This window comes from Vibrio chagasii, assembly GCF_002954585.1.
GTDB lineage: Bacteria > Pseudomonadota > Gammaproteobacteria > Enterobacterales > Vibrionaceae > Vibrio > Vibrio chagasii_A.
Genome location: NZ_MSCI01000001.1, coordinates 1,450,940 through 1,476,240 on the forward strand (window position 1 = coordinate 1,450,940; position 25,301 = coordinate 1,476,240).

General features: G+C 44.7%; 16 protein-coding genes. 6 read left to right on the plus strand and 10 right to left on the minus strand.

Translation table 11 applies throughout. The features are described 5' to 3' along the window. Positions 1-858: 858 nt before the first annotated feature. The 4 genes from BTO10_RS06780 (at position 859) to BTO10_RS06795 (ending at position 7,309) form a co-directional block, all read left to right on the plus strand. Positions 859-2,076 carry a ParA family protein gene (locus BTO10_RS06780; protein WP_004736920.1) on the plus strand — a complete coding sequence of 406 codons (1,218 nt, stop codon included), beginning with the start codon at positions 859-861 and terminating at the stop codon, positions 2,074-2,076. Positions 2,077-2,081: 5 nt separating this feature from the next. Next, a complete protein-coding gene (locus BTO10_RS06785) occupies positions 2,082-3,056 on the plus strand; it encodes a ParB/RepB/Spo0J family partition protein (RefSeq protein ID WP_008217970.1) in 975 nt (324 codons plus the stop codon). Positions 3,057-3,149: 93 nt separating this feature from the next. Further along, positions 3,150-5,276, plus strand: coding sequence for a GNAT family N-acetyltransferase (locus BTO10_RS06790; RefSeq protein WP_105024037.1), 2,127 nt, complete (start codon positions 3,150-3,152; stop codon positions 5,274-5,276). A 362-nt stretch (positions 5,277-5,638) separates the two neighbouring features. Beyond that, positions 5,639-7,309, plus strand: coding sequence for a FapA family protein (locus BTO10_RS06795; RefSeq protein ID WP_105024038.1), 1,671 nt, complete (start codon positions 5,639-5,641; stop codon positions 7,307-7,309). Positions 7,310-7,362: 53 nt separating this feature from the next. On the opposite strand, the gene BTO10_RS06800 is transcribed toward BTO10_RS06795, so the two are convergent. The 7 genes from BTO10_RS06800 to BTO10_RS06830 form a co-directional block, all read right to left on the minus strand. Continuing rightward, on the minus strand, positions 7,363-9,111 hold the full coding sequence (locus tag BTO10_RS06800) for an SgrR family transcriptional regulator (RefSeq protein WP_105024039.1): 1,749 nt from the start codon (positions 9,109-9,111) through the stop codon (positions 7,363-7,365). A 163-nt stretch (positions 9,112-9,274) separates the two neighbouring features. After that, positions 9,275-11,389 (minus strand): type I secretion system permease/ATPase, encoded by a 2,115-nt coding sequence (locus tag BTO10_RS06805; protein ID WP_004736912.1) that lies wholly within the window; start codon positions 11,387-11,389, stop codon positions 9,275-9,277. An 18-nt stretch (positions 11,390-11,407) separates the two neighbouring features. Further along, complete coding sequence (locus BTO10_RS06810) at positions 11,408-13,318, minus strand: bifunctional diguanylate cyclase/phosphodiesterase (RefSeq protein ID WP_004736911.1); 1,911 nt, start codon at positions 13,316-13,318, stop codon at positions 11,408-11,410. A gap of 5 nt (positions 13,319-13,323) precedes the next feature. Further along, entirely contained in the window at positions 13,324-13,992 is a 669-nt protein-coding gene (locus BTO10_RS06815; RefSeq protein ID WP_105024040.1) for a transglutaminase-like cysteine peptidase, read from the minus strand. A gap of 59 nt (positions 13,993-14,051) precedes the next feature. Beyond that, positions 14,052-15,443 carry an HlyD family type I secretion periplasmic adaptor subunit gene (locus BTO10_RS06820; RefSeq protein WP_004736909.1) on the minus strand — a complete coding sequence of 464 codons (1,392 nt, stop codon included), beginning with the start codon at positions 15,441-15,443 and terminating at the stop codon, positions 14,052-14,054. 112 nt (positions 15,444-15,555) lie between these two features. Beyond that, entirely contained in the window at positions 15,556-16,869 is a 1,314-nt protein-coding gene (locus BTO10_RS06825; RefSeq protein ID WP_105024041.1) for a sigma-54-dependent transcriptional regulator, read from the minus strand. Positions 16,870-16,921: 52 nt separating this feature from the next. Further along, positions 16,922-18,790, minus strand: coding sequence for a sensor histidine kinase (locus tag BTO10_RS06830; RefSeq protein WP_105024042.1), 1,869 nt, complete (start codon positions 18,788-18,790; stop codon positions 16,922-16,924). 167 nt (positions 18,791-18,957) lie between these two features. On the opposite strand from BTO10_RS06830, the gene pdxH reads away from it, so the two are divergent. Then, on the plus strand, positions 18,958-19,593 hold the full coding sequence (gene pdxH / locus BTO10_RS06835) for a pyridoxamine 5'-phosphate oxidase (protein WP_004736905.1): 636 nt from the start codon (positions 18,958-18,960) through the stop codon (positions 19,591-19,593). 127 nt (positions 19,594-19,720) lie between these two features. On the opposite strand, the gene BTO10_RS06840 is transcribed toward pdxH, so the two are convergent. The 3 genes from BTO10_RS06840 to BTO10_RS06850 form a co-directional block, all read right to left on the minus strand. Further along, complete coding sequence (locus BTO10_RS06840) at positions 19,721-20,503, minus strand: helix-turn-helix transcriptional regulator (RefSeq protein ID WP_080566501.1); 783 nt, start codon at positions 20,501-20,503, stop codon at positions 19,721-19,723. Between the two features lie 376 nt (positions 20,504-20,879). Beyond that, positions 20,880-22,712 carry a formylglycine-generating enzyme family protein gene (locus tag BTO10_RS06845; protein ID WP_105024043.1) on the minus strand — a complete coding sequence of 611 codons (1,833 nt, stop codon included), beginning with the start codon at positions 22,710-22,712 and terminating at the stop codon, positions 20,880-20,882. 166 nt (positions 22,713-22,878) lie between these two features. Next, positions 22,879-23,982: a PEGA domain-containing protein gene (locus tag BTO10_RS06850; protein WP_105024044.1), complete on the minus strand. Its 1,104-nt coding sequence runs from the start codon at positions 23,980-23,982 to the stop codon at positions 22,879-22,881. Positions 23,983-24,465: 483 nt separating this feature from the next. On the opposite strand from BTO10_RS06850, the gene BTO10_RS06855 reads away from it, so the two are divergent. Next, positions 24,466-25,290 (plus strand): helix-turn-helix domain-containing protein, encoded by an 825-nt coding sequence (locus BTO10_RS06855; protein WP_105024252.1) that lies wholly within the window; start codon positions 24,466-24,468, stop codon positions 25,288-25,290. The last annotated feature ends 11 nt before the right edge of the window (positions 25,291-25,301 follow it).

The following is a 25,301-nucleotide window of genomic DNA, read 5'->3' on the forward strand; positions in this document are numbered from 1 at the left end:
AATTTATCGGAACAATGATCAAGTAAGTCGTGATTTTCATTGTTCCTGCCCTATTTCGTACAAAATCCATTCAATATTGATGTATCACAGGTTGCCTCTCATTTTAAAAATACACCTAACCAAAGGTAGGAAGCATGATCATGAAATTGTCATGTTTCTGTATTCCCATCTTGTGTCGATTGAATTTCCTAGCAATGAGGCCCAATAAGCCTTGAATCCCCATTCCAAAAGCATTTGTCCGTAAGTTAGGTCCAAAAAAATATGCTTCCGGAACGATATCTACTTGATCATTTTTCCGGAAGTTGATCATTTTGAACTGACATTCATTCGGATCAATATTGGCGACGATGAACCTTGATCATGCTTCATAATATCAGTTTATCAATTATAGAATTCGTCATTTACACCATGATCATTCTTCCGGTGTGATTTGGTTTGTTCAGTATTCAATGGTGCCCATTGCTTTGAAATGGTTCAGTATCGAATCGATTTTCTTAAATCGAAGTTTCAATTTTCATGTATTGCTATTTTTTGTGTGGTTCGCCTGTAATTTAGAATGAAAATCACATAGACCGTAATCTATGGTTGTATTTCAATCGTTCCGGCGTTTTCGGTCATTTTAGCATTTACATTGTAAATAAGTGATACTGTAACATTTCAAATCTAGCGGGAAATTAGGCTAGTTATGCACTAAGAAAGAGGTCAAATTTGTATTCATTTTAAATACTATTTCATCAAACTGTAAAAATTCAGTCTATTTTATGTGATTTTACTCATAAATGCATGTTCATGTTTTTGTTGTTTTTATTGGTGATCGCTGTACAATTTGTACGTAGTTAATCATTACGGAAACTGGCAATGAAAAGAGAACAAACGATTGATAAGCTCTATCAGCTAGCCGAACAAACTCAACAAGTTCAGGCTGACCGAATTGAGATTATTTTGGAAGAGCGAAGTGATGAGCATTTTCCGCCTATGTCTAAGGCTATGATGGAGACTCGTTCTGGCTTAACTCGTCGTAAATTGGATGAAGCTATCACTAAGCTTGAGGCGGAAGGCCACCAGTTTACGAAGAATAATGCTAACCATTACTCAATTTCATTGACCGAAGCTCACATGCTGATGGACGCGGCTGAAGTGCCAAAATTCCACCAACGTAAACAGCATGCGGGGAATAAGCCATGGATTATCAACGTACAGAACCAAAAGGGTGGTACGGGGAAATCAATGACAGCGGTTCATTTAGCGGCATGTTTATCTTTGAATCTTGATAAACGTTACCGTATCTGTCTGATTGACTTAGATCCACAAGGCTCTCTGCGCTTATTCCTAAACCCACAAATTAGTGGTACTGAGCACGATAGCATTTATTCTGCTGTTGATATCATGTTGGACAACGTGCCAGAAGGCCAAGAAGTTGACCAAGAGTTTCTGCGTAAAAATGTACTGTTGCCAACACAATATCCAAACCTAAAGACTATTTCAGCTTTCCCAGAAGATGCAATGTTCAACGCTGAAGCGTGGCAAAGCCTTTCTCAAGATCAGTCTTTAGATATTGTACGTCTTTTAAAAGAGAAGCTTATCGATAAAATCGCGGATGATTTTGACGTGATTATGATTGATACCGGCCCGCACGTAGACCCGCTGGTATGGAATGCAATGTACGCGTCTAACGCACTTTTGATTCCATGTGCGGCGAAGCGTTTGGATTGGGCTTCAACGGTTAACTTCTTCCAACACTTACCAACCGTGTACGAAATGTTCCCGGACGATTGGAAAGGGCTTGAGTTTGTTCGTCTGATGCCAACCATGTTTGAAGACGATAACAAGAAACAAGTATCAGTACTGACTGAAATGAACTACCTGTTGAATGACCAAGTAATGATGGCAACGATTCCAAGAAGCCGCGCATTCGAGACTTGTGCAGATACTTACAGCACGGTTTTCGACCTTACAGTGAGTGATTTTGAAGGCGGTAAGAAGACTCTGGCTGTCGCTCAAGACGCGGTACAAAAAAGTGCTCTAGAATTAGAGCGAGTATTACATAGCAACTGGCCTTCACTTAATCAGGGATAACAAGAATGGCAATTAAAACATCTGACTTAAATGCAAAGCTATTTGGTAAGGCGAACAAACGTCGTGTTGCTACGCCTCAAGAAGCGCAAACTGCAGCTAAAGAACAGGCTCAAGTGATCGAGCTTTCTGTTGCTGGCGAAGATTTAGTTTCATTTGAATTGGTTCGAATTCCTGCTTCTGAAGTAGCAACTCGCACCGTTGTTTTTGAAGAGAATGCTCGTGAGCAATCTTTCCTAAACGAACATGCTCTTTCTGATGTTCTTACAACATTGAAAGAACGCGGCCAGCAATACCCGGCAGTAGGTCGTAAAAACAAAGACGGTAAGATTGAAGTTCTTGATGGTAGCCGTCGTCGTATGTCATGTATTTTGGCTGACAAAGAGTTCCTAATCTATGTTGCTGAAAACATTAACGGCGAACACGCTAAGTTTTTATCTGATGTAGCCAACGCTCATAAGCCGCTTTCTCTGTACGAGAAGGGTAAAGAGATGCAAGCCAAGCTTGATAAAGGCGAAGCTGAAGACCAAAAAGCGTTAGCAAAAATGTTCCAGTGCAGCGAAGCGCTAGTGAGTGGTGCTTTGAAAGCAGCTGCTTTACCACTTGAACTACTTCAAGCTTACCCAAATGTGAGCGACCTTGGTCGTCCAACGATTGTTAAACTGCATAAACAGTTCAGTGGCCTGACTGAAGACCAGCAGCAAACATTACTCACTAAGTGTGATGCGTCTGAAGGTTTTGTATGGCAGCGCAGTGAAGCACAAGGTGTGACTCGTCTAACTAAAGACGTAACGGAAACACTAGAAGGTTGGATTCTTGAACTGGCTCCTGCACCTGCGAAAAAGGCATCTCCAAAAGTCGAGCTTATCAAAGGCCGCGCATCATACAGCCGTAAGGGTTCAAACCTAGCGTTAAACCTTAAGAAAGTTGATGATGCAACGATGCAAGAAATCCTAGCGTTCGTGCAATCGAAACTCGACTAAGTCGATTACTTTCCAAAACTTCTCTAAAGCCGCTTTATGCGGCTTTTTATTTGGCTGTGATAAACTGTGTTTAGATGAATCTGGACACAAATTATGACAAGCCCAATCAACACATTTCTGCATACACTTTCTGATATCGCCCAACATAATGATCACCGTTACGGCGTGGTGTTTAATGGCGATGCGACATGGCAAAACTCTGCTATCTCTAGTTACTTCAAAGAGAACAACACACAAACCGTTTTCCAAATTGGTGGGACTCCATTTGGCGGCGTTATACATGCCCCTGCAAAGAAAGGTCAGCAACTTCTTGGTCGCGAATGCCAAGTGCTTGTTTGTGATTTTAGAGAGCAGTTTGATGCGAATGGCTTTAGTGCAGCACTCGGTGCCTTGGTCGGTGGCGGACTGTTGTTGGTGTTACCGCCTGATATCGAAAATACCGAAGGTTTAGTGTTTGGCCAACGTTGGTTACATACGCATTTCGAAAAGCTTATTTCCGTGTCTCAAGGTGATGAAGCTTCAGGATTGGAGCACAGCTTTGATTTGCTTCCACAAAAGAATAACGATCCCAAACATCTAGATCGATTTGCGCAGCAGAATGTCGCCATTGAGTTAGTCAAAAAAGTGGTGTTTGGTCATCGAAAGCGTCCTTTGATTTTAACGGCTGATAGAGGCCGTGGTAAAAGTTCGACGTTAGGTATTGCAGCAGCGCAGCTTTTGACTGAACGTCCTGGATTCAACATTATTGTGACAGCTCCATCTGTTAAAGCCATTGAGCCTGTTTTTTCACATGCGAAGCAACGGCTCAATGGTTGTGAAGTAGTGAATGCCACTCATGTTTGCTATCAAGGTGGCAGCCTTAGATTTGTTGCGCCAGACGAACTACTAAAATCAAAGCCCGAGTGCGATTTATTATTGGTTGATGAAGCGGCTGCGATTCCTATCCCAATGTTGAAATCTATGGTCGACAATTATCACCGTATGGTTTTTTCAACCACGGTGCATGGCTATGAAGGCAGCGGCCGAGGTTTTGGAATCAAATTCGAAGCATGGCTTTCTAAGCATCGTCCGGGCTGGAAAGGATACAAACTTGAACAACCTATCCGTTGGAATAATCACGATCCGCTTGAAGCTTGGTTATTTGATTGTTTCTTACTTGGTGCCGCCTCATCAAATGATGCCGCAGAGCACGACGTAGAGCTACTTTCTAGTGAGAAACTCAGCTCACTAAGATTGGTCGAGGTATCCAAGCAAGATTGTTTAACTAACCCGAGCATGCTTCAACAATGTTTTTCGCTATTGGTCGATGCTCATTATCAAACATCCCCAAATGACTTGATGCAATTTCTAAATAACCCTGCGATTCAGTTGTACGCGGTTTGGCAACAAGAAGAGTGTTTGGGGTGTATGTTGGTCACGCAAGAGGGGGGGTTAGACAGTGAATTGATTTCCCAGATTCAAATTGGAAAACGCAGACCACAAGGCCATCTGGCTCCAGTGTTGTTAGCTAATCAACTTGGCGCAGCACAAGCGGCAACGAGCCGCTGTATCAGAGTCATGCGTATCGCGGTTTCAACACGTCACCAAGGTCTTGGTATTGGCAGTTGGATGCTGGACAAGTTGTCACTGCATATTGAACAAGCCGACTACTTAGCGACGAGTTTTGGAGCGACAAGTGATTTGATTGCATTCTGGCGTAACAATGATTTCGCACCAGTACATATTGGCCACCAGCGTGATCAGGCAAGTGGCTGTCACTCTGTCCTAATGGTTAAACCTCTTAAAGTAAATTCAGAAAGTTGGATCAGCCAGCTTCTGAATCATTTTGAGCGTAGTTTTTGTTTTGTTGTTGCGGGTTCTCTGGCATCTCTTGAAGTCGATATGGTGCGAGCATTGCTGCCAACTTATTCTGAATCGATCTGCGAACTCGAAGTCCAACTTATCAAGAACTATGTTGATGGAGGGAATAGTTACGACAGCATTGGCTACAGTGTGTTGAAGTTGGTGCTTATTAGTAATGCCCGCCTAGCTCAGAAAACAGTTCTCGATTCTACGAATGTCGTTCACTCTTCTGTTTCTGATTTGTTGCTTGCCAAAGTTGTTCAACAGAAAGGGTGGGGGAGCTGTGTTGAACAATTTAACTTTATTGGACGCAAGCAAGCTGAGGCTCAATTCCGAAAAGATGTAGAAGCCTTATTGGTGAATTTACAGTGTAAATAGCGACAGCCAATTTCAAATGTGATTTACAGTGTAAATTAGAATGTTGAATTTACACTGTAAACTGTTCCTTAATCCCAAGCCTTCAGCCTCATTTCGATGCCACTACCTCAATTTCCTATTTAACTCAGATAAGTCACCACATCATTAGACAATGAAACTTCAAATTAAACCGTGTGAGAATTGTCGCTTTGCCTTTGTAAAGGTGAGACACATCATAAAATGAGTACGTCTTATTTATGAGTCATCTTTGCAGCCACGAAAGTAAGTGATGTGACGCTGATTATTATAATGTGACGATTCTAAGCTCAGATTGATTTATATAGACTGAATAAAAACTGAGTCATTAGGGATACTCAATTCGAATGTGGGATAACATCGTTACACTGTCGGAAGATAAGCAACAAGTGATGGCATGTCTGCCGTCAGGGTTTGTGGTTGATGCAAGCTTTGATAACAAGACACTGCCACCAGCCTTGGAAGCCATAGACGCATCAAGCTATTTTCTTTTTGAAGAAGAAGTGCTGCGTTTTGTCTCTCTTGCTAAAGAAGGCAAAGGAGAAGCTTACGAAGGTATTTTGATTGCTGAAGTTCGTGACGCCAGTGCAGAGGTGCAACTATCCGATGATGAGATGTTAGCGAGTCTTGTTGTTACTGGTCCATACAACGGAAATCCTCTGCGCGGTAGTGACATCATTCATTGTCTAGCCCAAGCTCACATCACTAAAGGGATTAATAAGTTAGCCCTCAGAAAAGTATTAATGATGAGTAGTAAGCTTAGGCCGGGAGAAAAGTTTACTCAGCCTGTCGCTAAAGGCACTCAGCCGATCAGGGGGAAAGACGCTAAGTTTGCAGCGCTTGTGGAAGACATTACGCGCCAAGTTCTAAAGCCCCGAAGTAAAGACGAAGGCAAGATTGATATGCGGGATTTGGGAGAAACCATCACCGTTGGATTGAATGACCAATTGATGAAGCGTACTCCCGCGACTAAAGGCGTCGCTGGCTTTACGGTTCTAGGTCGAGTTATCCCGCCAATCCCCGGACAAGACAGCTTAATCAAGCCTGGTAAAGGCACGTACATTTCTCCTGATGACCCCAATCTATTGCTCGCTTCCCATCCTGGCTTACCCATCATTAAAGATCGAACCATCGAAGTGGATGACGCATTGTGTGTTAGCAATGTCGATGTCTCTACTGGACACGTAAAGTTTAAAGGTAATGTGTTTGTCTCTGGCAACATTGAACCAGGAATGGTTGTGAAAGCCACAGGGAGTATTACCGTCGGCGGCTTTATTGAATCGGCTGAAGTTCAGGCGCAAGGCGATATCAAAGTCGCGAAAGGAATCATCGGACATACGACCAAAGAGGGAGAACCGAAAAGCTGTAAGGTATTTAGCAAAGGGTCTATCACGGCAAGCTATGCTCAAAACGCTGAATTACAGACGGCGGGCGATATACGTTTTGGCGTGCACAGCATGAGTAACGAAATACGCTGTGGTAACAACCTTATTGTGATGGACTCACTCAAGAAGCACGGCACACTCAGTGGCGGTGAAGCGAAAGTGGGTGGCAAGGTGGAGTGCGTTTTCTTAGGCGTTGAAGGAGATACTGCAACTAAGGTTCATGGTTTTGCACGCTATGATGGTTACCGACAGAAGATTGCTGAACTTAAGGAAATTTATAGATACGCGCAAGAACAGACGCTGGATGTAATTCGCCAAGAGATTGAGTTTAAGAAATTACCTAAAGCCGAACGACTTGAAGAACATGCGTTACAAATAGAGCAGCAACGGGAGAAGAACAATCACGCTATAGAAAGCACTAAACAAAAGCTTGATACTCTTGAAGCGGAATTTGAAACAAACCTAGCAGAATGTACAGTCGAAGCACATGAAAAGGTTTATACACGAGTCACCGTGCAGTTTGGTGATGAAACCGTGACAACTAAGCGCACCCATGGGGGAAGCGTATTTTCCTTCAATCAATACGAGATTCAATGTTCCTTTAAGATGGAACAAGAAGACATTTCACTATAAATGGCGCCAGTATGCGGCGCCTCTACCAAAAACATCCTCATCGCAACCTCTCTTTAATCAGAAGACCACACCGAGCGAATGTCTGGCCATCCCCAGTTGGTCAGTGCGACATCTTCTAAGACACCTTGAAATCTTAATGTTTGAGTGTGATGAAACATTGGGGCAATCCAGTATTCACTGACCAAGGTTGAAGCGATCGGCTCTAACGCCGTTAGGTAATCTTCAAGCGGGTTGCTCGCTCTTAGGTTTTCCAATTGCTGATCAAACCAACTTGCATTTGCCTCCCCTAAGGTGTGGTACAGCACGTTGTTACAGTAGAAATTAGAAAACGCTGAAGCATGACGGTTATCGTCTAAATTGATATTGGTTAAGATCAGTGTTTCATCGAGTGTGCCGTTGTTCGCTTTCTCACTCAACTCTCGATAGGAATACATCACCATTTCAACCACACAATTGTGCTCGGCAAGTACAGAAGAAATAGCCTGAGCACATCGACGCAGAGCTGTGTAGTTGTATCCCGCAATGGTAATGGTTTTTGGTAGCGCGCTGAATTCACCAAACGGGCGTAAAACGGGGTTCCAAACCGGTAATAAGTTGTTGGCTACGACACTGCCGTAATGGACCTTCTTTTTCTGGAATACTTCGAGTAGTCGCTGCGGTTGAATCAATTCCGTAATGTAACAGCGTTGGGCACGTGTTAACGGATGCTTTGCATGGTGGTTGAATAACGCGAACAAACAGCCATCTTCAGTTCGACTGTGTTGACTCGCTTGAGTAGCATTGGTTGCTTGTATTGACACTTCAATACCGCTTGTCGTTTCAGATACTTGGATTGGTGCATTACTGGATAGCGACGGATTCTCCATTTTCTCGTCGTTGACGCTCCAAATCGTAACTAAGTCGACTAACACGCGACACGAATAGTAGCCATCGAACGCTTGCAGTTTAAGCTTATTTTTGTCGTGTTCGAGCACTGTAAATGGACCACTGCCAATCACAGCATTGTTGTTTGCGACATTAACTTGGTTTGCTGGTTGAATACCGTATTTGACACCAGAGACAAGCCCTGCAAACCCTTGGTCCGGTTTACTTAGTGTAAATACCACTTTCAATGGATGCGGTGCGCTGATGTCGCTGACGTGCGCGAGTTCTTTTTGATAATAGGGAAGGGCACTGAGTTTAGCAAACAGGCTCACAATGGTATCAGCGTTTATTGGTTCGTCGTTGTGGAACGTAAGTCCTGGACGAAGGTGGAATGTCCATTGATAGCTTGCTTCGTCATAACGCCAGTGGTGAGCGAGTTCTGGTTTGATAACACCATTGTCATGGCTGGAGACCAAGCAGCAATACACCTGACGCAAGAAGAAGCGCTCGCTACAGCGGTGTAATTGGTGTGGCACAATGCGCTCGAACATGCGTTTGTATGTGAGTTGGATACTGACACGGCCTTCCTGAACAGAAGCTCCTGAGGTGGTTTTCAGCAGGCGACCAAACGTTGCTTCGTCCTCATCAAGAATAGCCAAAGCTTTCTCATACTTGCCTTGTTGGATTCGCTCTAGAGCAAGTCTCTCTTTGAGTGCGCCTAATTCGATATTTAACAGTAGCGATGAACGTTGGTTTCGACCGGCTTTCGGTTGCCAGGTTAACCACGTTAGCTCTTGCATTTGTGATAACAGGTTGCGGGCATGTCGAGGTGAAGTACACAGTAAATCAGCCACTTCCTGTACTGTGGTTTTCATTTCGCTGCCGACACCAATGGGTGCGATTCGCTGATAATACCTAAGCAGGTTGAGATTAGACACCAAGAGCCCTTTGTTAATGGATAGCCTGGTATTTTACTCAACTTAACTTTGAGAAAATAAGAAAATGTTCAGTTACTTTGTTCCCCTTTTGTCACGGTTTAAGGGAATAAAAAAGGGGGGGAGCATTCGCTCCCCCCTTTGGTAATTGTGTTGATGACAGGCTTTAGCTAACTGCTCTTACACGGCCTTGTTTAAGATCGGACAGAACCTTCGCTTTCGGACCATCAGCAATTATGCTGCCTTTCTCCATCACGATGACTCGGTCTACAACATCTAACATCGAGGTTTTGTGAGTGATAAGGATCAGCGTTTCACTTGGTAACAGTTGGCTAAGCTGGTGCTTGATATGCATTTCTGAACGGTTATCCATCGCACTGGTTGGCTCATCCATTAGCAATACTGGTGGACGGCCTAAGAAAGCTCTGGCAATCGCAATTGACTGACGTTGACCACCTGAAAGCAAACCACCACCTTCACCTACTTGACGTTCTAGGCCAGCAGGATCTTGTTGAGTAAAGGCTGTCACACCGGCACGGTTCGCAGCATCCATCACATCACGATCGTCCACCAAAGGACGGCCTAGAGTAATGTTATCTCTGACTGAGCCATAGAATAGGTTACTGTCTTGCGGTACACAGCCTATATTGCGTCGTACGTCGACATGGTGAAGTTGCTCCATATCGGTATCATCAATACGTACATGGCCTTCTGTGGGCTTGTAGAGGCCCATAATAAGGCGTTCTAGGGTTGTTTTACCTGAACCAATACGACCGATGATCGCCACCTTCTCGCCGGGTGCTATGGTCAGGCTGAGATCTCGCACTGAAGCGACGGGCGAATCAGGATAGTGGAACGTCACTTTATCCAGCGCAATATGACCTTGGATGATTGGTCGGTGAATGTAACGCTTACCTTCTTCTTGCTCGTCAGGCATCGACATCACTTGTTCAATCAGCGTCATTGAAGATTTGGCTTGGTTGTAACGTGTAGAAAGCAGCGACAATTGAACGAGAGGACCAATCGCACGGCCACTCAACATGGTTGCAGCGATCAAACCACCCATCGTCAGTTCGCCTTCCGCAATTAGATACACACCAAAAATGATCATCCCTACATTGGTACTTTGTTGAACAAAGCCTGCGGTGTTTTGGATGCTGTCGGTAATGCGGCGGCTTTTAATGTTCCAGTTTGCCATATGAGCAACGGCTTCTTCCCAACGGAATTGGAACTGGCTCTGTGCGCTAAATAGCTTAACGGTTTCTAGGCCCGCCAAACTCTCAATCAAGTTTGCGTACTTCTGAGAGGCTAGACGTGAACCTTCTTCAATGGTGCGACGCAATGGACCTTGAATCAGCAGCGCGTAGATGATCAGAATCACAACGCCCGCGACAGGAACAAACACTAAGTTACCCGCCATCAACCAGATTAAGGCGAGGAACATAAGCGCGAAAGGCAAGTCGATCAGAGAACCAATCGTAGCTGAGGTGAAGAATTCTCGAATGGACTCAAACTCTTGCAAGTTCTTCGCGAAGGCACCAACTGAAGCTGGTTTTGCTTCCATACGAATGCCAAGTACCTTGCTGAACAATTTGGAGGAAATCAGGATATCGGATTTTTTCCCCGCAACGTCGATGAAGTAGCTACGCATCAACTTTAAGAGCAGATCGAACAGGAAGACTACGAAGATACCGCTTGCTAATACCCACAAGGTTTCAAATGCAAGGTTGGGTACCACTTTGTCGTACACCAAACGCGTAAACATCGGCGCGGCAATCGCAAAAATGTTGATAAGAATCGATGCAATTAACACATCACGATAGATGTTTTTCGATTCCCAAATAGTGCTCCAAAACCAGTGACCTTTGCGTGTTTTCAGAACTTCTGGTGAGCGCTCGTCATAGCGGAACTGCTTTTTAACTAAGAAGTAGCGGCCAATGAACTGCTCTTTGAGTTCAGCAACAGGAATGATGATTGGCACCATTCCACTCTCTGCTGTGATGATTTCAGCTTCTTGCTTTTCAAGGTCGATGCTGTTGAGCACACAAGCTTCGCCCTGTTTTAGCAATAATACCGCCGGCAAAATGAGGTGTGGGATGCTATCTAAGTCGGAACGGTTTTCTTTTGCCACTAGCCCCGCACGTTCGGCAGAACGTGGGAACAGGAAAGGAGTTAGCTTTCCGTCTGATAGTGGTAACCCATTGACCAACGCCTCAGGCGAGTTCGCTAACCCGTAATATCGGCTAACGTAGATCAATGAGTTCAATAGTGGATCTTGCATGCGATATAACCCTTACAACTATTTATCAACAATGAAGCCTTGGAACACTTCTACGTAGTTATCAGACAAGATATCTAACTGAGTCTGAGTTTCGATTCGAGATGCGATGGTGGTGACACCAAGGTTATGAGCCGTTCGTGAAATCGACGTGAGCGTGAATTTCTGCTTCTCATCGTCCAAGTTATGCGTGAACAGGTAATCCAGTTTCACGTAGCTAGGACGGTACTCGTTGATGTAGTCCAGTGATTGGAAGTTACGTCCGTAGTTATCGACACCAAACATCGCTTCAGCATTACGAATGGTGTTACACAATAGTGCCGTGTAGTGCGGAACGTTGATGAAACAGTTTTCTGGGATCTCAAAGTGCAGCAGGTGAGCAACTGAAGCGTTTTGCTCAAGCGTTTTACCAATCCAACGGATAAAGCTTGGTTGAGAAATACTGCTTGGTGAGATATTGATTGCGATTGGGCTTGTCACCTCTTGTGCTGTTAGCTTCTCAATCATCTTCTCGATAACGTATTGGTCGAGAATGTGGCTCATTTCAAGCTGCTCTAGTGCGTATAGGTACTGGTTAGCACCGTAACGAATGCCATCCTTCTCTATCGCAGAGAACACCTCTTGGTGATAGGTTTTGCCAAACGCATTGTTTGCAGCTTGCAGGCGGAATGTGACTAGGTCATTGATGATCGCCTCTTCAACCAACATACGCCATTGTTGTTTACCCATTACTGCGCCATGGTCGTCAGCAGTGACGTAGCCGTAAGCAAGTTCACGATTCGCTTTAGCACTAGAGAGCGCGTTATCGACCAATGACATGATTTCAGTGCTGGTTTTACGTTTGTTGCTGTACGTTACACCCAATGCAATGTGTGGGTTTGCCATGCCTGTTGGATCTGAACCTAGGCTTTGAATACAGTTAACGATGCTGCCAGCGACCAGTTTAAGCTCGCTTTCATCAATGTTTGGCATAATGAAACCAAACTCGTCACTAGAAATACGCGCGATGGTGATGTCTGGTGATGAGATAGAAGCTTGCAGTTGCTCTGCCAATTGATGAACTAACGTGTCACCCTCTTGGTAACCTTTCTCGTCATACTCTTCACTGATAAATTCCGCTTTCAGTACAGCAAGGCCACCTAAACTTGATTCTTCCAACCACTGATTTAATTGCGACATGTAGTAAGCGCGATTACCCAGCTGAGAAACCGGATCAATGTACGCTCTTTCACGTAGCTTCTGAGCTTCTTTCGCTTGGTTTTTAAAGGCTTGTTCAACTTGAGTCGACATGTGATTGATGCCATCAACCACCAAGATCAGATCTTTTGTTTTAGGGCGTTTTAATGGCTCACCGAATTGGTTCTTAGCGATCTGATCCATTTTGGTAATGATCATCGATAGTGGGCGTAGTGCTCGCTTAAGGATCCATGAAATCGAGACCAAGCCGAGTAAGAAGATCACACCGAAGATGCTGAGTAAGCGAGTGAAGGCTTGCCACAATTGATCATAGGCAGGGCCTGGATGACTGACGATCTCTACCTCTGCAAGCTGCATCCAACCACTGGTGATCACTCGGCGATCATGAACGGGTTCAAATAGGTTGAGATTGGTAAACCAATGGGGCACGCCCGAGGGTTTTACTGGGTATGAACGGATGATGTCTTCACCGCTGTCGAGAAAAATTAATCGTACGACCGAGTAAGAACTGCCATCAAACAGGGCGTTGATAACAGACTCTACCGATACCTTGTCCTTTTCTTCAAGGTATGGGGCAAGAGCCAGTCCAACAGTATTAATGGTATTACTTACCTCAGAGCGTTGCTGTTCCTCTAAGTATCCACGGGTAGTATTGAATTCGATCATAAAGACTGACGTCATCAGTAATATGAACACCGCAACCATCCCGACCACAAGCTGTTTATATAAAGTCATTGTACCTACTCATCGTAATTGATAATGGGTTTGTTTAGTTTTAGAGAGCGCTCACGGGAACGTAAGTCGTTCCATAAGCTCAATCTTGAAGATTTCCCTGCTAGCTTGCCGCTGCCTGCTGCTGACTTGATTAACCAAAGGTTTTTACCATTGAAACTGTAAATTGGTCGTAGGTCAGGGCGCTTAGAACCGCGCTTTATTTCAGGGTTTAAGTTGTCCAAAATTAGTGGCTCTGCACTCGGTGTGGAGTAGTAAGCCAATACCATGTGGAATTGGTTTAGCTCCAGTGCCTTTACGTACACTAATCGCAATTTCTTATCTGGAACGCCTAGCTCAAGCAGAGAGAAGTATTTCGCAATGGTGAAGTCTTCACAGTCACCTGCGTTACTGCCTAGAAACTCCAGCGGGGTCGCCCAGTAGTCGTTTTTTCCCCACAGGATGCTGTCGTCGACAAAGTACATCTGATTGAAGAACTGGTTAACTGACGTTAGCTTCTCTTTCTCGCTTAAACCATCGTACGACGTCATATTTGAACGCCAAGTTGCCACGCGCTTTCCGGCTCTTTCACCGTAGGTTTGCGTGACAGCATCGATCCATCTTTGGTCGTTCTTATTGAGAGCGACAGAAGTAAAAGAGGTGAGGGCGAGCAATAACAGCGATATTCGAGACTTCATAGCCTCAGCTCTTGTTGGTTCACTATGTATTGAAAGGCGTTGTTAACCATCAAACGTCCTTACTCTTTCAATGCGTTATTTTGAGCACTGAGGATAGGTTTCAACATGTACTCAAGTACGGTTCTTTTACCTGTGATGATATCGACAGAGGCTGTCATACCAGGGATGATTGGCAGCTCTTCGTTTTGTCCAAAATTATGTTTCTCGGTACGTACACGTACGATGTAAAAGCTGTTGCCTTCTTCATCTTGTGTGGTGTCGGCGCTGATGTGCTCTAACACGCCTTCTAAGCCACCATATTTAGTGAAATCATAAGCACTAAACTTAACAATGGCGGTCAGTTCTGGGCGTAGGAATGCGATGTCTTGCGGGGCAATTTTTGCTTCAACGAGCAAGGAGTCTTCGGTTGGTACAATCTCAACGATGTCCATACCTGGCTGGATTACGCCACCCACAGTATTGATACCTAACGTTTTAACGGTGCCGGTTACTGGAGAAACGACGACTGTGCGGTTTACTCTGTCTTCCAAGCCAACCGCAGATTCGGTCAGTGCAGAGAGTTTATCTTGTGCTTGGTTGAGTTTTTCTTGTTGTTCCGAACGGAAGTTAAGAGCCGCGTCGATACGGCTGAGCATGGCTTCTTTGATTGCTGAGCGTAGTAGAGGGATTTTAAGCTCGCTTGAGGTCATTTCTCGGCGAGTGTCGTTGACTTGTCGTTGCAGCTTAAGTAATTCAATTCTTGGTACCACGCCTTCGTCGGCAAGCGGTTTCGTGATGTCCAATTCTTGGCGAGCGAACTGGTAGCTCTGTTTTAGGTTTCGCACACGTGCTTTGATTTCAACAAGATCTTGTTGTTTTTGTTCAACTTGTTGATCAAAAACGGAAAGTTGGTTTTTAAGATTGTTTAAATCTTGGCGGTATTCTGCTTTTTGACGATTAACCAGTTCAGGCTGAACCTCGTAGAACTTAGGTGGGAAAGCGAGTTTTCCATAATCAAGAGTGACACTTTTCTTCCACTCTTTTTCGTTAAAGTCCTCGTTGATTACGACGCTGGTTAACGATGCGGAAAGCATCAATACGCTGGCGGTTAAGTTGGCAACTTGCTGTTCACGTTCACGGAAGTCAGAGCGGAATCGAGTGTCATCGATCAATAGCAGTTGTTGGCCTTTTTGAACCTGTTGACCCTCTTTAACCAAGATCTCTTTAACTAAGCCACCTTCAAGGTTTTGCACAACTTGGATCTGCGAAGAGGGGATCACTTTGCCTTGGCCAACGGTGACTTTGTCAATCTCTGCCCAAGCGGACCACCCAATAGCAGCAATAAAGAACAGAACGATCATCCACAACATGATACGCGCACTGGTCGGCGTATTGAGCAGTAGTGCCGCGGTCTTATCGTCGACGTACTCAAGTTCGGTTTCGTTCAATTTGCTGAAATTCTTCTGGCTCATAACAGTCCTTGTTTGCTGAATAAAAGTGCAAGCCTATTGAGTGTATTCTTACTTTTGATAAATGTTAAGAAATTGCTCCTTTAAATATTTGAATTTATATATCTTTTAACTCTTATTTGTTTTTGAAATCTGTTTTGTCGAGTTGATGCTTTCTTAGCTTGTCATAGAGGGTTTTCCTCGACACTTGCAGCTCTTGTTGTACGTCTTTTAAGCGCCCCTGATGGCGATGTAGTGCTTCTATTAAGAGGATTTGCTCAAAGCTGTCGGTACGTTGGCTTAATGACAGTTGTTGTTCTTCAATCTTCACGTCTAGCGAACTGTCATCCACTTGTTCTGGATTGTCTGCTTTATCTGACTCTTGATTGTCGAGTGCTGGTTGCTTCACCTGAGTTAGCACGCGTAGCTCGGCATGTTGACGAAGCTGGCGAATATTTTCGCTCCAGTGAGTGGCTATCAAGCGTTGAATCTCTTTCTCTGTGATCACTGGTGGTGGCAACTGGTAACGACTTGCTGCACCTCTAGCAAAGTGTTTGAACAAAGAGCCAATATCCTCTGTTCGTTGCGCCAAAGGCAGTAAGTCAAATCGGCGCAGCTCACTTGTAATTGTAGTAGGAACCACTGTAGTTGCGACAATGATACAAGTTGCATTTTTCTTACATGAGTTTTCTCGAAGCAGAATCGGTTTTAAAGCCGCCAACCACTGCCATTGATCAGAAGTTAATGCTTCTGTTTCATGGATGTAGAGTGTTCCGCCTTGATGTTTGTGAAAGAGCTGTAAGACAAATTGGTGAAATGTCGCTTCGTCATTGCCTGGCAAATTAAACGCAGCAATCGGACAAAGTTCAGCGGTGGGATGGCTGTGTAAATCGTGAGTGTACTGCGCGGTAATTCGTTTGCCTGTGCCTATGTCGCCAACAAACAGTAACAGTGGGCTCTGTTTGCAATCTAAGGTGATCAATTCGCGGCGTAATGCCTGCATTGATTGAGACTGGCCAATCAGCTTTGGGCCCACTTGATTTTGCATCGCAAGCTCTTTTCTGAGTAGATTGTTTTCCTCAACCAAAGCGAGTTTATCGGCTGCTTTTTTGACTGCCGTTAATAGCGCATCAACAACAAACGGTTTCTCAAGAAAATCATAAGCGCCGGACTTCATCGCAGAAACGGCGGTTTGCACGTCACCGTGACCAGTAAGAACAATGATTTGAAAATTCGGATTTTGACTCAACAGCTTCTGTGTAAATTGAATGCCATCCATCACTGGCATGTGAATATCGGTGATCACAATGCCTGCTTGCGTGATGTTAATCTGCTTGAGAGCCTCGATGGCATTCGGAAAGCAGACTATATCGATACCTTCAATGAGCATGGCTTGTTCTACCGAGTCACGAATCGCGGGTTCATCATCGACAAAGTAGAGTTTAGGCATAGAGTGCAAGTGTTGAGTCCTTAATGTTGGGAAAGCTTTTAATAACAGGCTGTTAGCCTTTATCTTGGTACAGTGGAATATTCAGAGAGAATACCATGCCTGAAGGCTCGCGCTGAGTTGCGCTGATCGTGCCGTGATAGGCTTCAATGATTCGCTTCGATATCGAAAGTCCGAGCCCTAACCCCTCAGGCTTATTAGTAAAAAATGGGTCGAATAACTGTTCCAGTTTGTCGCTGGCGATACCAATCCCGTTATCCCAAATGATCAGTTGGCAGGCATCATTATTAAGCTGCCACTCTACGCCAATTTGAGGAAAGGTTGGTTGATTCCCTTCTTGAGTTTCCAAGTCGTTTTGAAGTGCGGCTTGCTGAGAAAGTGCCTGAGTCGCATTGTGCATCAGGTTAACTAACACTTGCTCAAGCTCTGTTGGGTGAATCGCGATATTAATGTCATCTGGCACGGTACTTAACTTGAGCGTGATGCCTTGTTTGATCATCAGTGCTCTGAGAATGCTGGTGGCGTTGTTGATCGCGTGATGCAGGCTCGCCACATGATGCTCTTGCTTGGTCACCTTACGCGCAAATACCTTAAGGCGCGCAATGATCTCGGTAATTGAGGTGTTTAGCGCGATCATTTTATCCAGATTACTTTTTACTAAGTCTGAACGTCCCATCTCAAGCAGCTTGACGCTGTTTTCGCTGTAGGTTCTAAGTGCAGCAAGTGGTTGATTAATCTCGTGGTTAATACTGGCTGACAGCTCACCCAGCACGGCTAATTTAGCGGTTTGTGTTAGCTCTTGCTCTGTCTGTTTTAACTTCAATTGAGACTCTTGATATTGAAAGAGTGTCTGTTGCAGCTGTTGGTTGGATTGCTTTAGATATTGAGTTCGCTTGTCTACGGTCTGCTCTAAATTCTGATTGAGCTCAGTCAGTGCCACTTTCGCGAGGTAGGTTTGGCGCCACGACCAAGCAATCAGCATGACTAAGCTGTAAATTACGATGAAGATAACGTCGAGCTGCAGCACCTTGAGCAGTTCGGATCTTGTGTCCTTGATAGCAACGACTTGGTACTGATTGTCACTGGTAGCGGCAGGGTACAGGTTGAAAGTTCCAAGTTTAAATAACTGGTTTGCAGTAAGCACTTTGCTTGCATCGGTTGTTTGGTTCGTAGAGTTAAACGCATCAATGATCGAAATTTTGTTTTGACCGTATTGGCGTTGCGCTGCGATATCTTGTTGCTGTTGATCCGTTAATGGCAGCAATGAGTGATAAAGCCAAGGTGCCTGACTAGATAGAAACACCACTTGGTTGGAATCAAGCACTACAATCTCAAAGTCGTCGCTAGTTAGAATGTTTTCTAGGTTCTCTAAGCTTACTTTCACCGTGATGACGCCTACGATGTCATCGTCGATATAAAGTGGTGAAGATAAGAAATAGCCTCGTACATCAGAGCGAGCGCCGAGTGCGACATATTGGGTTTTATGGCCTTTTATTGCGGACGCAAAGTAGGGGCGAAACGCGAAGTTTTCGCCAACGAAAGTTCGAGGTTTTCGATAGTTACTTGAGGCTACCACGGTGCCGCTCGGATCGTGGATGTAGATGGTATCGGCTTGGCTTTGTCCCGACCATTCGAATAACAAGGTGTTGAGTTCAGCTGTGGAGATTTTGTCTGTCTTTAGTGATTTATCAAAGTAGGACAGCAGGCGTGGATCGTGGCTGAGCAAGTCGGGAATTTGTTTGAACTTATCTAATTCAGAATCGATCTGCAGGTTGGCTTTGTTCGCCGCTTCGTTGAGTTGTTGTGTGACAACTTGCTCTTGGTATTGACCTGCCAAAAAGTGAGTAGCAGTTAGCCCAGCCGCTCCCAATATCAATGAGAAAAATACAAAAGGCGTGATCAGGTTAGACAGTTTTTTAGACACGAGAAACTCAAGTTACAATCAGTTTACATATAGACTATCAATATGACGGTTAGCGTACCGAGATCTCGTTAACACAGAGCACCTTAAATGAGACAAAACCAAGGCTTAGACTTGTGTTTCAAAGGATTACGGCGCAGAATCACAAAAAAATTAAAAGGAGCAACCAAATGGAACTGACAGACATTCGTCGCGAATACGCTCAGGGTGGATTGAGACGTAAAGACTTAGCCGCAGACCCAATTGACCAATTTAACCTTTGGTTAGAGCAAGCGATTGAAGCTAAGTTGACGGATCCGACGGCAATGACAGTGGCGACGGTTGATGAAAATGGACAGCCATTCCAGCGCATTGTTTTGCTGAAGAATGTTGATAAAGATGGTTTCGTTTTTTACACCAACCTAGGTAGCCGTAAAGCACAGCAACTTGAGCATAACAGCAAGATCAGTTTGCATTTCCCTTGGCATCCTTTAGAGCGACAAGTTCATATTACTGGCACGGCTGAAAAGCTGACGGCGATGGAAAACATGAAGTACTTCTCGTCTCGTCCAAAAGAGAGCCAATTGGCTGCTATTGCAAGTAAACAAAGTAGTCGTATCTCTGCTCGTGGCATCTTAGAAGGCAAGTATCTAGAGCTTAAACAGAAGTTTGCGAAAGGTGAGATCCCAGTCCCTTCTTTCTGGGGTGGTTTCCGAGTGCGCGTCGATAGCATTGAATTTTGGCAAGGTGGTGAGCACCGCCTACATGATCGCTTCTTGTTCTCACGTCAAGACAACAGCTGGGACATTGATCGCCTAGCGCCATAGTTTGAGTTTGCTGAACTAACTAGAAAATAGCGTTGATTTAAGAAGATACCGTTGATCTTGTGTTCATTCACGTCAACGGTATTTTTTTGTCTGTCTTTCCATCTCGACGGGCGCTGTGAGTCGTTAATCAGTCGCTGTGTAGAACCACAGAGATCTGTTTCTTGAGTAAAGTTTCAGGAATCACAGAGCCTAATCCTGAATCCAATGCATACTCGATTAACTGGCTCTTACTACGTGCATCGAACTTTTGCTTAAGCCTTGCTACATGCCCCTCAACCGTCTTGATTGAGATGTTTAACGTCAATGCAATGTATTGAGGTTTCTTACCGAAAAGCAGTAAAAATAGGACTTCTGATTCACGTGAGGTCAGCTTCTTTTGCAGTTTAGATACACGCGGTGTTGAGCCCGCGATCGATGCCTGATTGTCTTTGGCGCAAGTTGCCTGACACACCCAGTGACCCACTTCTAAAATCGCTGTATCAGTCAGCTCTTGTCCATAGAAGATGGTGCCTTGTACGTTGTCGTTGTCATCAAGCCAAGGCGTTTTGGTGAAGATATGGGCGTGCCAGCGTCCATCGGGGTAGGGATGAATATCAAGGATCTTGAGTGTCGAGCGCGTTTCCATTACATGCTTGTCTTGCGCCCTAAAGTCTTGCGCGCATTCGATGGTTTGGCTCGGCATATCAAAATCTGTCAATCCAGTACAACTCTCACCCGGTTTTAAGCCAATCAATTGGTTGTAAGCGAGGTTTGCGTATACGAAAACAGAGTCAGTATCTTTACAGCCCCAGCAGCCTGGAAGTTGTTCGAACAAAGAACGATGTATGGGGTTTAGTGATTCTGGCAAGGTTTTATCTCGTAGATGGCGATGTTGCAATAATATCAGTTTACTATTGCACTGCAATGGCAATTACAGGTTGGAATACGTGTAGAAAAGATGGGGTGAGTTTTCGTTAATCAGAGTGTTGAATAACTGCATGATTCACGGGCAATAGATAGGCGAACCGTGTGATCGATAGGCAAAAAAAAGCCAGCCTGAAGAGGGGCTGGCCAAAGACAAGATATGCCTTGTCGACATGTAGAAGGTTTTCAGCTTAGTTTACGAGGGTCAGGCAAATTAAGCTGAGGCATCAGTTAGATACCCAGAGTGACTTACTACTCTATCGACGAATCTACTCCTAGGCGTGCTCATGCATAAGGGGGGAATTCCCCTATAAACACAATTGAATGCGATAAATGAGAGCCTAGAGTAAATATTTTAAACTATGGCGCGAGTTATCGAGAGCTTATAGCTCTCGTAACACTCTAAAGCCGAGGTAGTTGGCTGCGGTTGAAGGCGGAACGTATAGCTCGTTAAATGCTTTGGCTTCTTCAGGAGAGAAGCTCCACGCGCCACCTTTGGCTAGGCCTTTCTGAGTGGTTGTCCACTCCCATACATTGCCTACCATGTCGTAGAAACCTGTTGGTGTTGGCATGAATGACTTTACCGGAGAGGTACTCACGTTTGACCACGGTGTGCCTGCCCATCCCGTATTCGCTTTACCTGAACGGAATTCATTACCCCACCAGAAGTTGGTTTCTTGGCCTGCTCTTGCTGCCGCTTCCCACTCTTGTGGTGTTGGCAAGCGATAGGTAAAGCCAGTGTTCTTGGATAGCCAACGAGTGTAGGCCATCGCATCATTCTGACTGACACAAACTACTGGTGAGTTGTCTGCTTGCTTGAAGCCTGGTTTTTGCCAGTCGCTGTCGGCAACAGAGGTAATTTCAGCATTGGCGAAGGTATCGCAGGTATTCATTAGCTCTGCATCTGTTTGGTAGCCAGTGCTCTCTACAAACGCTCTAAAGTCTTGTACACGTGTTGGGGTAGCGGCTAAGGCAAATGGCTGCTTTATTGTCACTTGCTTGGCGCTGTTTTCACCCAGTAGGTAACGGCCAGAGCCGACAACGATCATTTCAGGGCTCTGAGTGCTATCTTTCATCGGGTCCGCAAACTTGGTGCCTACGTTTAACGTATTTTGCTTGGCTTGTAACACTGCTCTTAGGTTGTGATCGCGAGTTATTTTTAGCTCTTGGTGGAAGGAGATGTAACCTTCTTTCTCGATCGTCACCATGTGTGGGCCCGTTGGCAGCATGACTTCAACAGGGGTGCTGCCGTAGTTAACGCCGTTGATTAGCACTTTGTCGTTGTACTGATTTGAGCGAACTACCAAGTTAACCCAAGCGACTTCTTTTTGTTGGTCGTTGGCTTGTTGATCAGTTTGCGTGAAACAGTTGGATGACTTAATACCAAGCAGGCGACAAGGGGTGTTCTTGTTTGGGCGAGTTTCTAGGTTCGCAGAGATGACAGCGCGGTAGCGGTTATCTTCCGAGAAGCCTGAAGAGGTCACTTTGTGTTGCAGAACGTGGATGTTCAGTGATGTAGACGACAAGTGCTCTTTAACGGTTTTCGACTCTGTCGTGTTATCAATCAGGCTGTGTTGGAACTGCTTCACCGCCCTCTGAAGCGCTAGGGTCACTGTTTGATCAGAACATTGGGCTAATGTCATGTCGCTGCTGCAGCGATTGGTAAAGCTGACTGTCTGCTCTTGTGTTTGGGTGATCTCGTTTCTGAGTCTTTCAGCTCTTGCTCTCAGCTTGTCTTGCTCTAGCTGGGCGATGGCTGTTTCTGTCGCTGTTTTCTCGGCTTGGATAGCTTCAAGCTCCATAGCCAAACCTTGCTGCTTCTGCTTAGAGTCAGAAATCGCAAGTTTGCCTTCTTTCACGGTTTTCCATGCGTCTTGGAAGTGATTTTGAGCCGTCGAGATATCGAAGTCTGGCTCATCAATCATGCGCGTGTAATCTTGCTCTAGGCTTGCTTTGGCCGCTGCAAGTTTTTGTTCCGCTTCCACAGATAGTTTAGCGAGACGTGCTGTTTGCTGCGCTTGGTTGTCAACTTGGTTTTGTTTGTCTGCGACTTTCTTTTCGATAGCCGTTAACTCAGCGTGCTTTTCGAAAAGCGAACTTTTAAGACCAGTAACAGACGCGGCCGTGATTGCTGGTGGTGTTGCTTCAGCGAAAACAGCAGGTGTCATTAAGCAGGGAGCAAGTGCAAATAATAGAGTGGGTAAACCTTGGCGCATGATGGGCTACTTCAATCGTAATTTAGGTTAATCGACTATTCTAAACGACAACGCCATTTCGTCTGCAGCTACTGTTTATTAAAATCAACAGTTTATAACTATCAACAAAATGGCGAGTGTTCATTCAGCTTCGTGAAATCGGTATGGCGATCTTCTACTGAGGGAATTAGCTTTCTTTGCTAGGAAGAAGCTTAACCCAGATAGTATCGCTGCCATTGATGGTGACTGTGCGGTTGTATGACTCGTAACCTTGCTTAGAGATGGTTACTTGGTGACGACCACTTGGTAGCGCGACCTCAATAGGTGTGCTGCCATACTTAATGCCATTGATGGTCACAGAGTCGTTGTATTGGTCAGAACGCACGGTCACGTTTGCCCATTTCTTGTCGCTCTTTTTGACTGCAGCTGCGTCGCTGCCAGTTAAACAGTAGCGTGTTGACACGTTCAATAGGTTACATGCAGCAACTGCTTCAGGTTTGGCTTGCAGCTGAGCTTGCATCTGCATGAAGTAAGAGTTGTTGCCAGAGAAACCGCTCTTGATTGGCTGGCTATCCTGAACGTGGATGTTCAGTTGAACACCTTGTAAATTTTGCTTTGCCAACGTGCTTTCTGTGAGCTGTTCAAGTAACTGGGTCTTGAACGTTTGCACGGCTTTTTGGTTCGTTAGGTATTTACCTTGTGCAGTACACTCACCAAGCGTCATTGTTGATGCACATGTCGTGGTGTAGCTGGTTTCCAAAACCGCACTTTCACGCAGTTCTGTAGCAATACGTTTTACGCGAGCTTCAACTTTAGACTCTCGCAGATTCGCTAACTCATTATTTAGGCGAGCTTGCTTTTGCTTGATCTGAGAAAGGTGAATCTCACCTTCATTCATCGCTTGTTGATTGTCTAACTGAGCCGATTGATTTTCTTTAACTGCAGCCCATGCATCTTGGTAGCTTTTTTGAAAAGAGACCAGATCCGTTTCTGGATCTTCAAGTAAACGACTGTACTGTTTGTCTAGTACAGACTTGGCTCTGTTACGTTTTGCCTTAAGTTCTTCACCTTCGCGCAACAACTTACTATTTTTGTTTTGTAGTTGTTTTAGGTTCTCAGTCGCCGATACTTTGGTTGCTGAAATACGCTCAATATCTGAGTTTTTCTCTGTGATTTTTGCATCGATGGCTGAAACGGGATCGACTTGATTCAGTTCTTCAGCTGATACCGATGCAGATACCCAAAGTGGGGATAGCGCAAGTAAAAGCGCTGAAATTCGAAAGTTAGTCATAGGTCCCTGCAACTTATAGATTGTAATTGGCTCATTGATAATGTGTCTGCTTTCTAGTTGTGAGTCACTAGTTATTAGCAATCAACACAGTATCCATCTTTATACCGTTTTATTGTATTTCAATCTACTCAAATGCCGCGTTTCGGTACTTTGGATACACTTTTTATAAGTTTTATGCGAATTGTTTGAGCTATAGAAGCAAATTTTTTAGCGATGTTCTGATGATTGAATTCTCATTTATGAATCATCTCGAGTTGGTTGGATAATGAGGTTGGGATTTATAAAAAAGCACTGGAAATATTGATTTTACATAGCCCGTAGTTTGTACACTCATGATCATCTTTCCGGAAGTATGATCATGATGATTGCGATAATGATCTTTTCGTTCTCGTGAGCAAATAACTCTCAGGAACATTTACAAATTCATCTTATGCGCATTTAAGAGTATTATTCTTAGTATGTTGACCCGAGTATTTGTCTGTCATGTCTAAACCTTTACCCTTTCCTAACCTAGACCTTTCTCCGCTAGGCCTTACTGGTCCTCGTCCTGCTGAGATCATCACTTTGCCATCGCACATGGATTGTCATGATCATAGTTATTCTCAGGTGGTGATTGGTTTAAAAGGTCAGGCTGAATTTGAAGTCAGCGGTAAGGGGAATCTTGTTGGCCCTGGACAAGGTTGTGTGGTGACGGCGAGCTCTGATCATGCTTTCGGTGGTGTGGTCGGTCAGTCCGATATTTTGGTGCTTAACATGCCCGTGCCGAGTGACGACGACCCGCTGATGCTAGATAAGATTAACCAGCTCGAATCTTCGAACGTCTATTTCCAATTAGATGCTCAAATTCAAAAGCTTATCCATATGTTAGTGCAAGAGATGCAGGCGAGTCCTGATGATCTCTTATTAAGCCGAGCGTGTAATGACACGGTGATCGCCTTAATGCAAAGGCACATTTCGGCATTTGAAACGTCAGTGAAGGATTCGCGCTTCGATCTTGAAGCACTTGATCGTTATATCGAGCAACATTTAGCAAGTAAGATCTCAGTCGCGCAACTCGCAGGTAGCGTGTTCTTAGGTGAGAGCCAATTCCACATGTTGTTTAAAGAGCAAATGGGCATTACTCCTCACCAGTATGTATTAGGTAAGCGAATCGACCGTGCTCGACGCCTTATTGAACAAGGGAATTTAAGCCTTGGTCAGGTCGCAGAACTTGCTGGATTCTCCGGTCAATCCTCCTTTACCCACACTTTTTCACGCCTTCAAGGCATGTCACCATCTCAATACAAAAAGCAAATTTCTGTTAAATAGTGAAACGAAAC

Excerpts from the sequence above, each read along its gene's own strand:
- pdxH (WP_004736905.1), top strand. The coding sequence starts at position 18,958 with ATGGAACTGACAGACATTCGTCGCGAATACGCTCAGGGTGGATTGAGA.
- BTO10_RS06780 (WP_004736920.1), top strand. The coding sequence starts at position 859 with ATGAAAAGAGAACAAACGATTGATAAGCTCTATCAGCTAGCCGAACAA.
- BTO10_RS06820 (WP_004736909.1), bottom strand. The coding sequence starts at position 15,443 with ATGAGCCAGAAGAATTTCAGCAAATTGAACGAAACCGAACTTGAGTAC.
- BTO10_RS06805 (WP_004736912.1), bottom strand. The coding sequence starts at position 11,389 with ATGCAAGATCCACTATTGAACTCATTGATCTACGTTAGCCGATATTAC.
- BTO10_RS06810 (WP_004736911.1), bottom strand. The coding sequence starts at position 13,318 with ATGACTTTATATAAACAGCTTGTGGTCGGGATGGTTGCGGTGTTCATA.
- BTO10_RS06825 (WP_105024041.1), bottom strand. The coding sequence starts at position 16,869 with ATGCCTAAACTCTACTTTGTCGATGATGAACCCGCGATTCGTGACTCG.
- BTO10_RS06785 (WP_008217970.1), top strand. The coding sequence starts at position 2,082 with ATGGCAATTAAAACATCTGACTTAAATGCAAAGCTATTTGGTAAGGCG.
- BTO10_RS06845 (WP_105024043.1), bottom strand. The coding sequence starts at position 22,712 with ATGCGCCAAGGTTTACCCACTCTATTATTTGCACTTGCTCCCTGCTTA.
- BTO10_RS06850 (WP_105024044.1), bottom strand. The coding sequence starts at position 23,982 with ATGACTAACTTTCGAATTTCAGCGCTTTTACTTGCGCTATCCCCACTT.
- BTO10_RS06790 (WP_105024037.1), top strand. The coding sequence starts at position 3,150 with ATGACAAGCCCAATCAACACATTTCTGCATACACTTTCTGATATCGCC.
- BTO10_RS06795 (WP_105024038.1), top strand. The coding sequence starts at position 5,639 with ATGTGGGATAACATCGTTACACTGTCGGAAGATAAGCAACAAGTGATG.
- BTO10_RS06815 (WP_105024040.1), bottom strand. The coding sequence starts at position 13,992 with ATGAAGTCTCGAATATCGCTGTTATTGCTCGCCCTCACCTCTTTTACT.
- BTO10_RS06855 (WP_105024252.1), top strand. The coding sequence starts at position 24,466 with ATGTCTAAACCTTTACCCTTTCCTAACCTAGACCTTTCTCCGCTAGGC.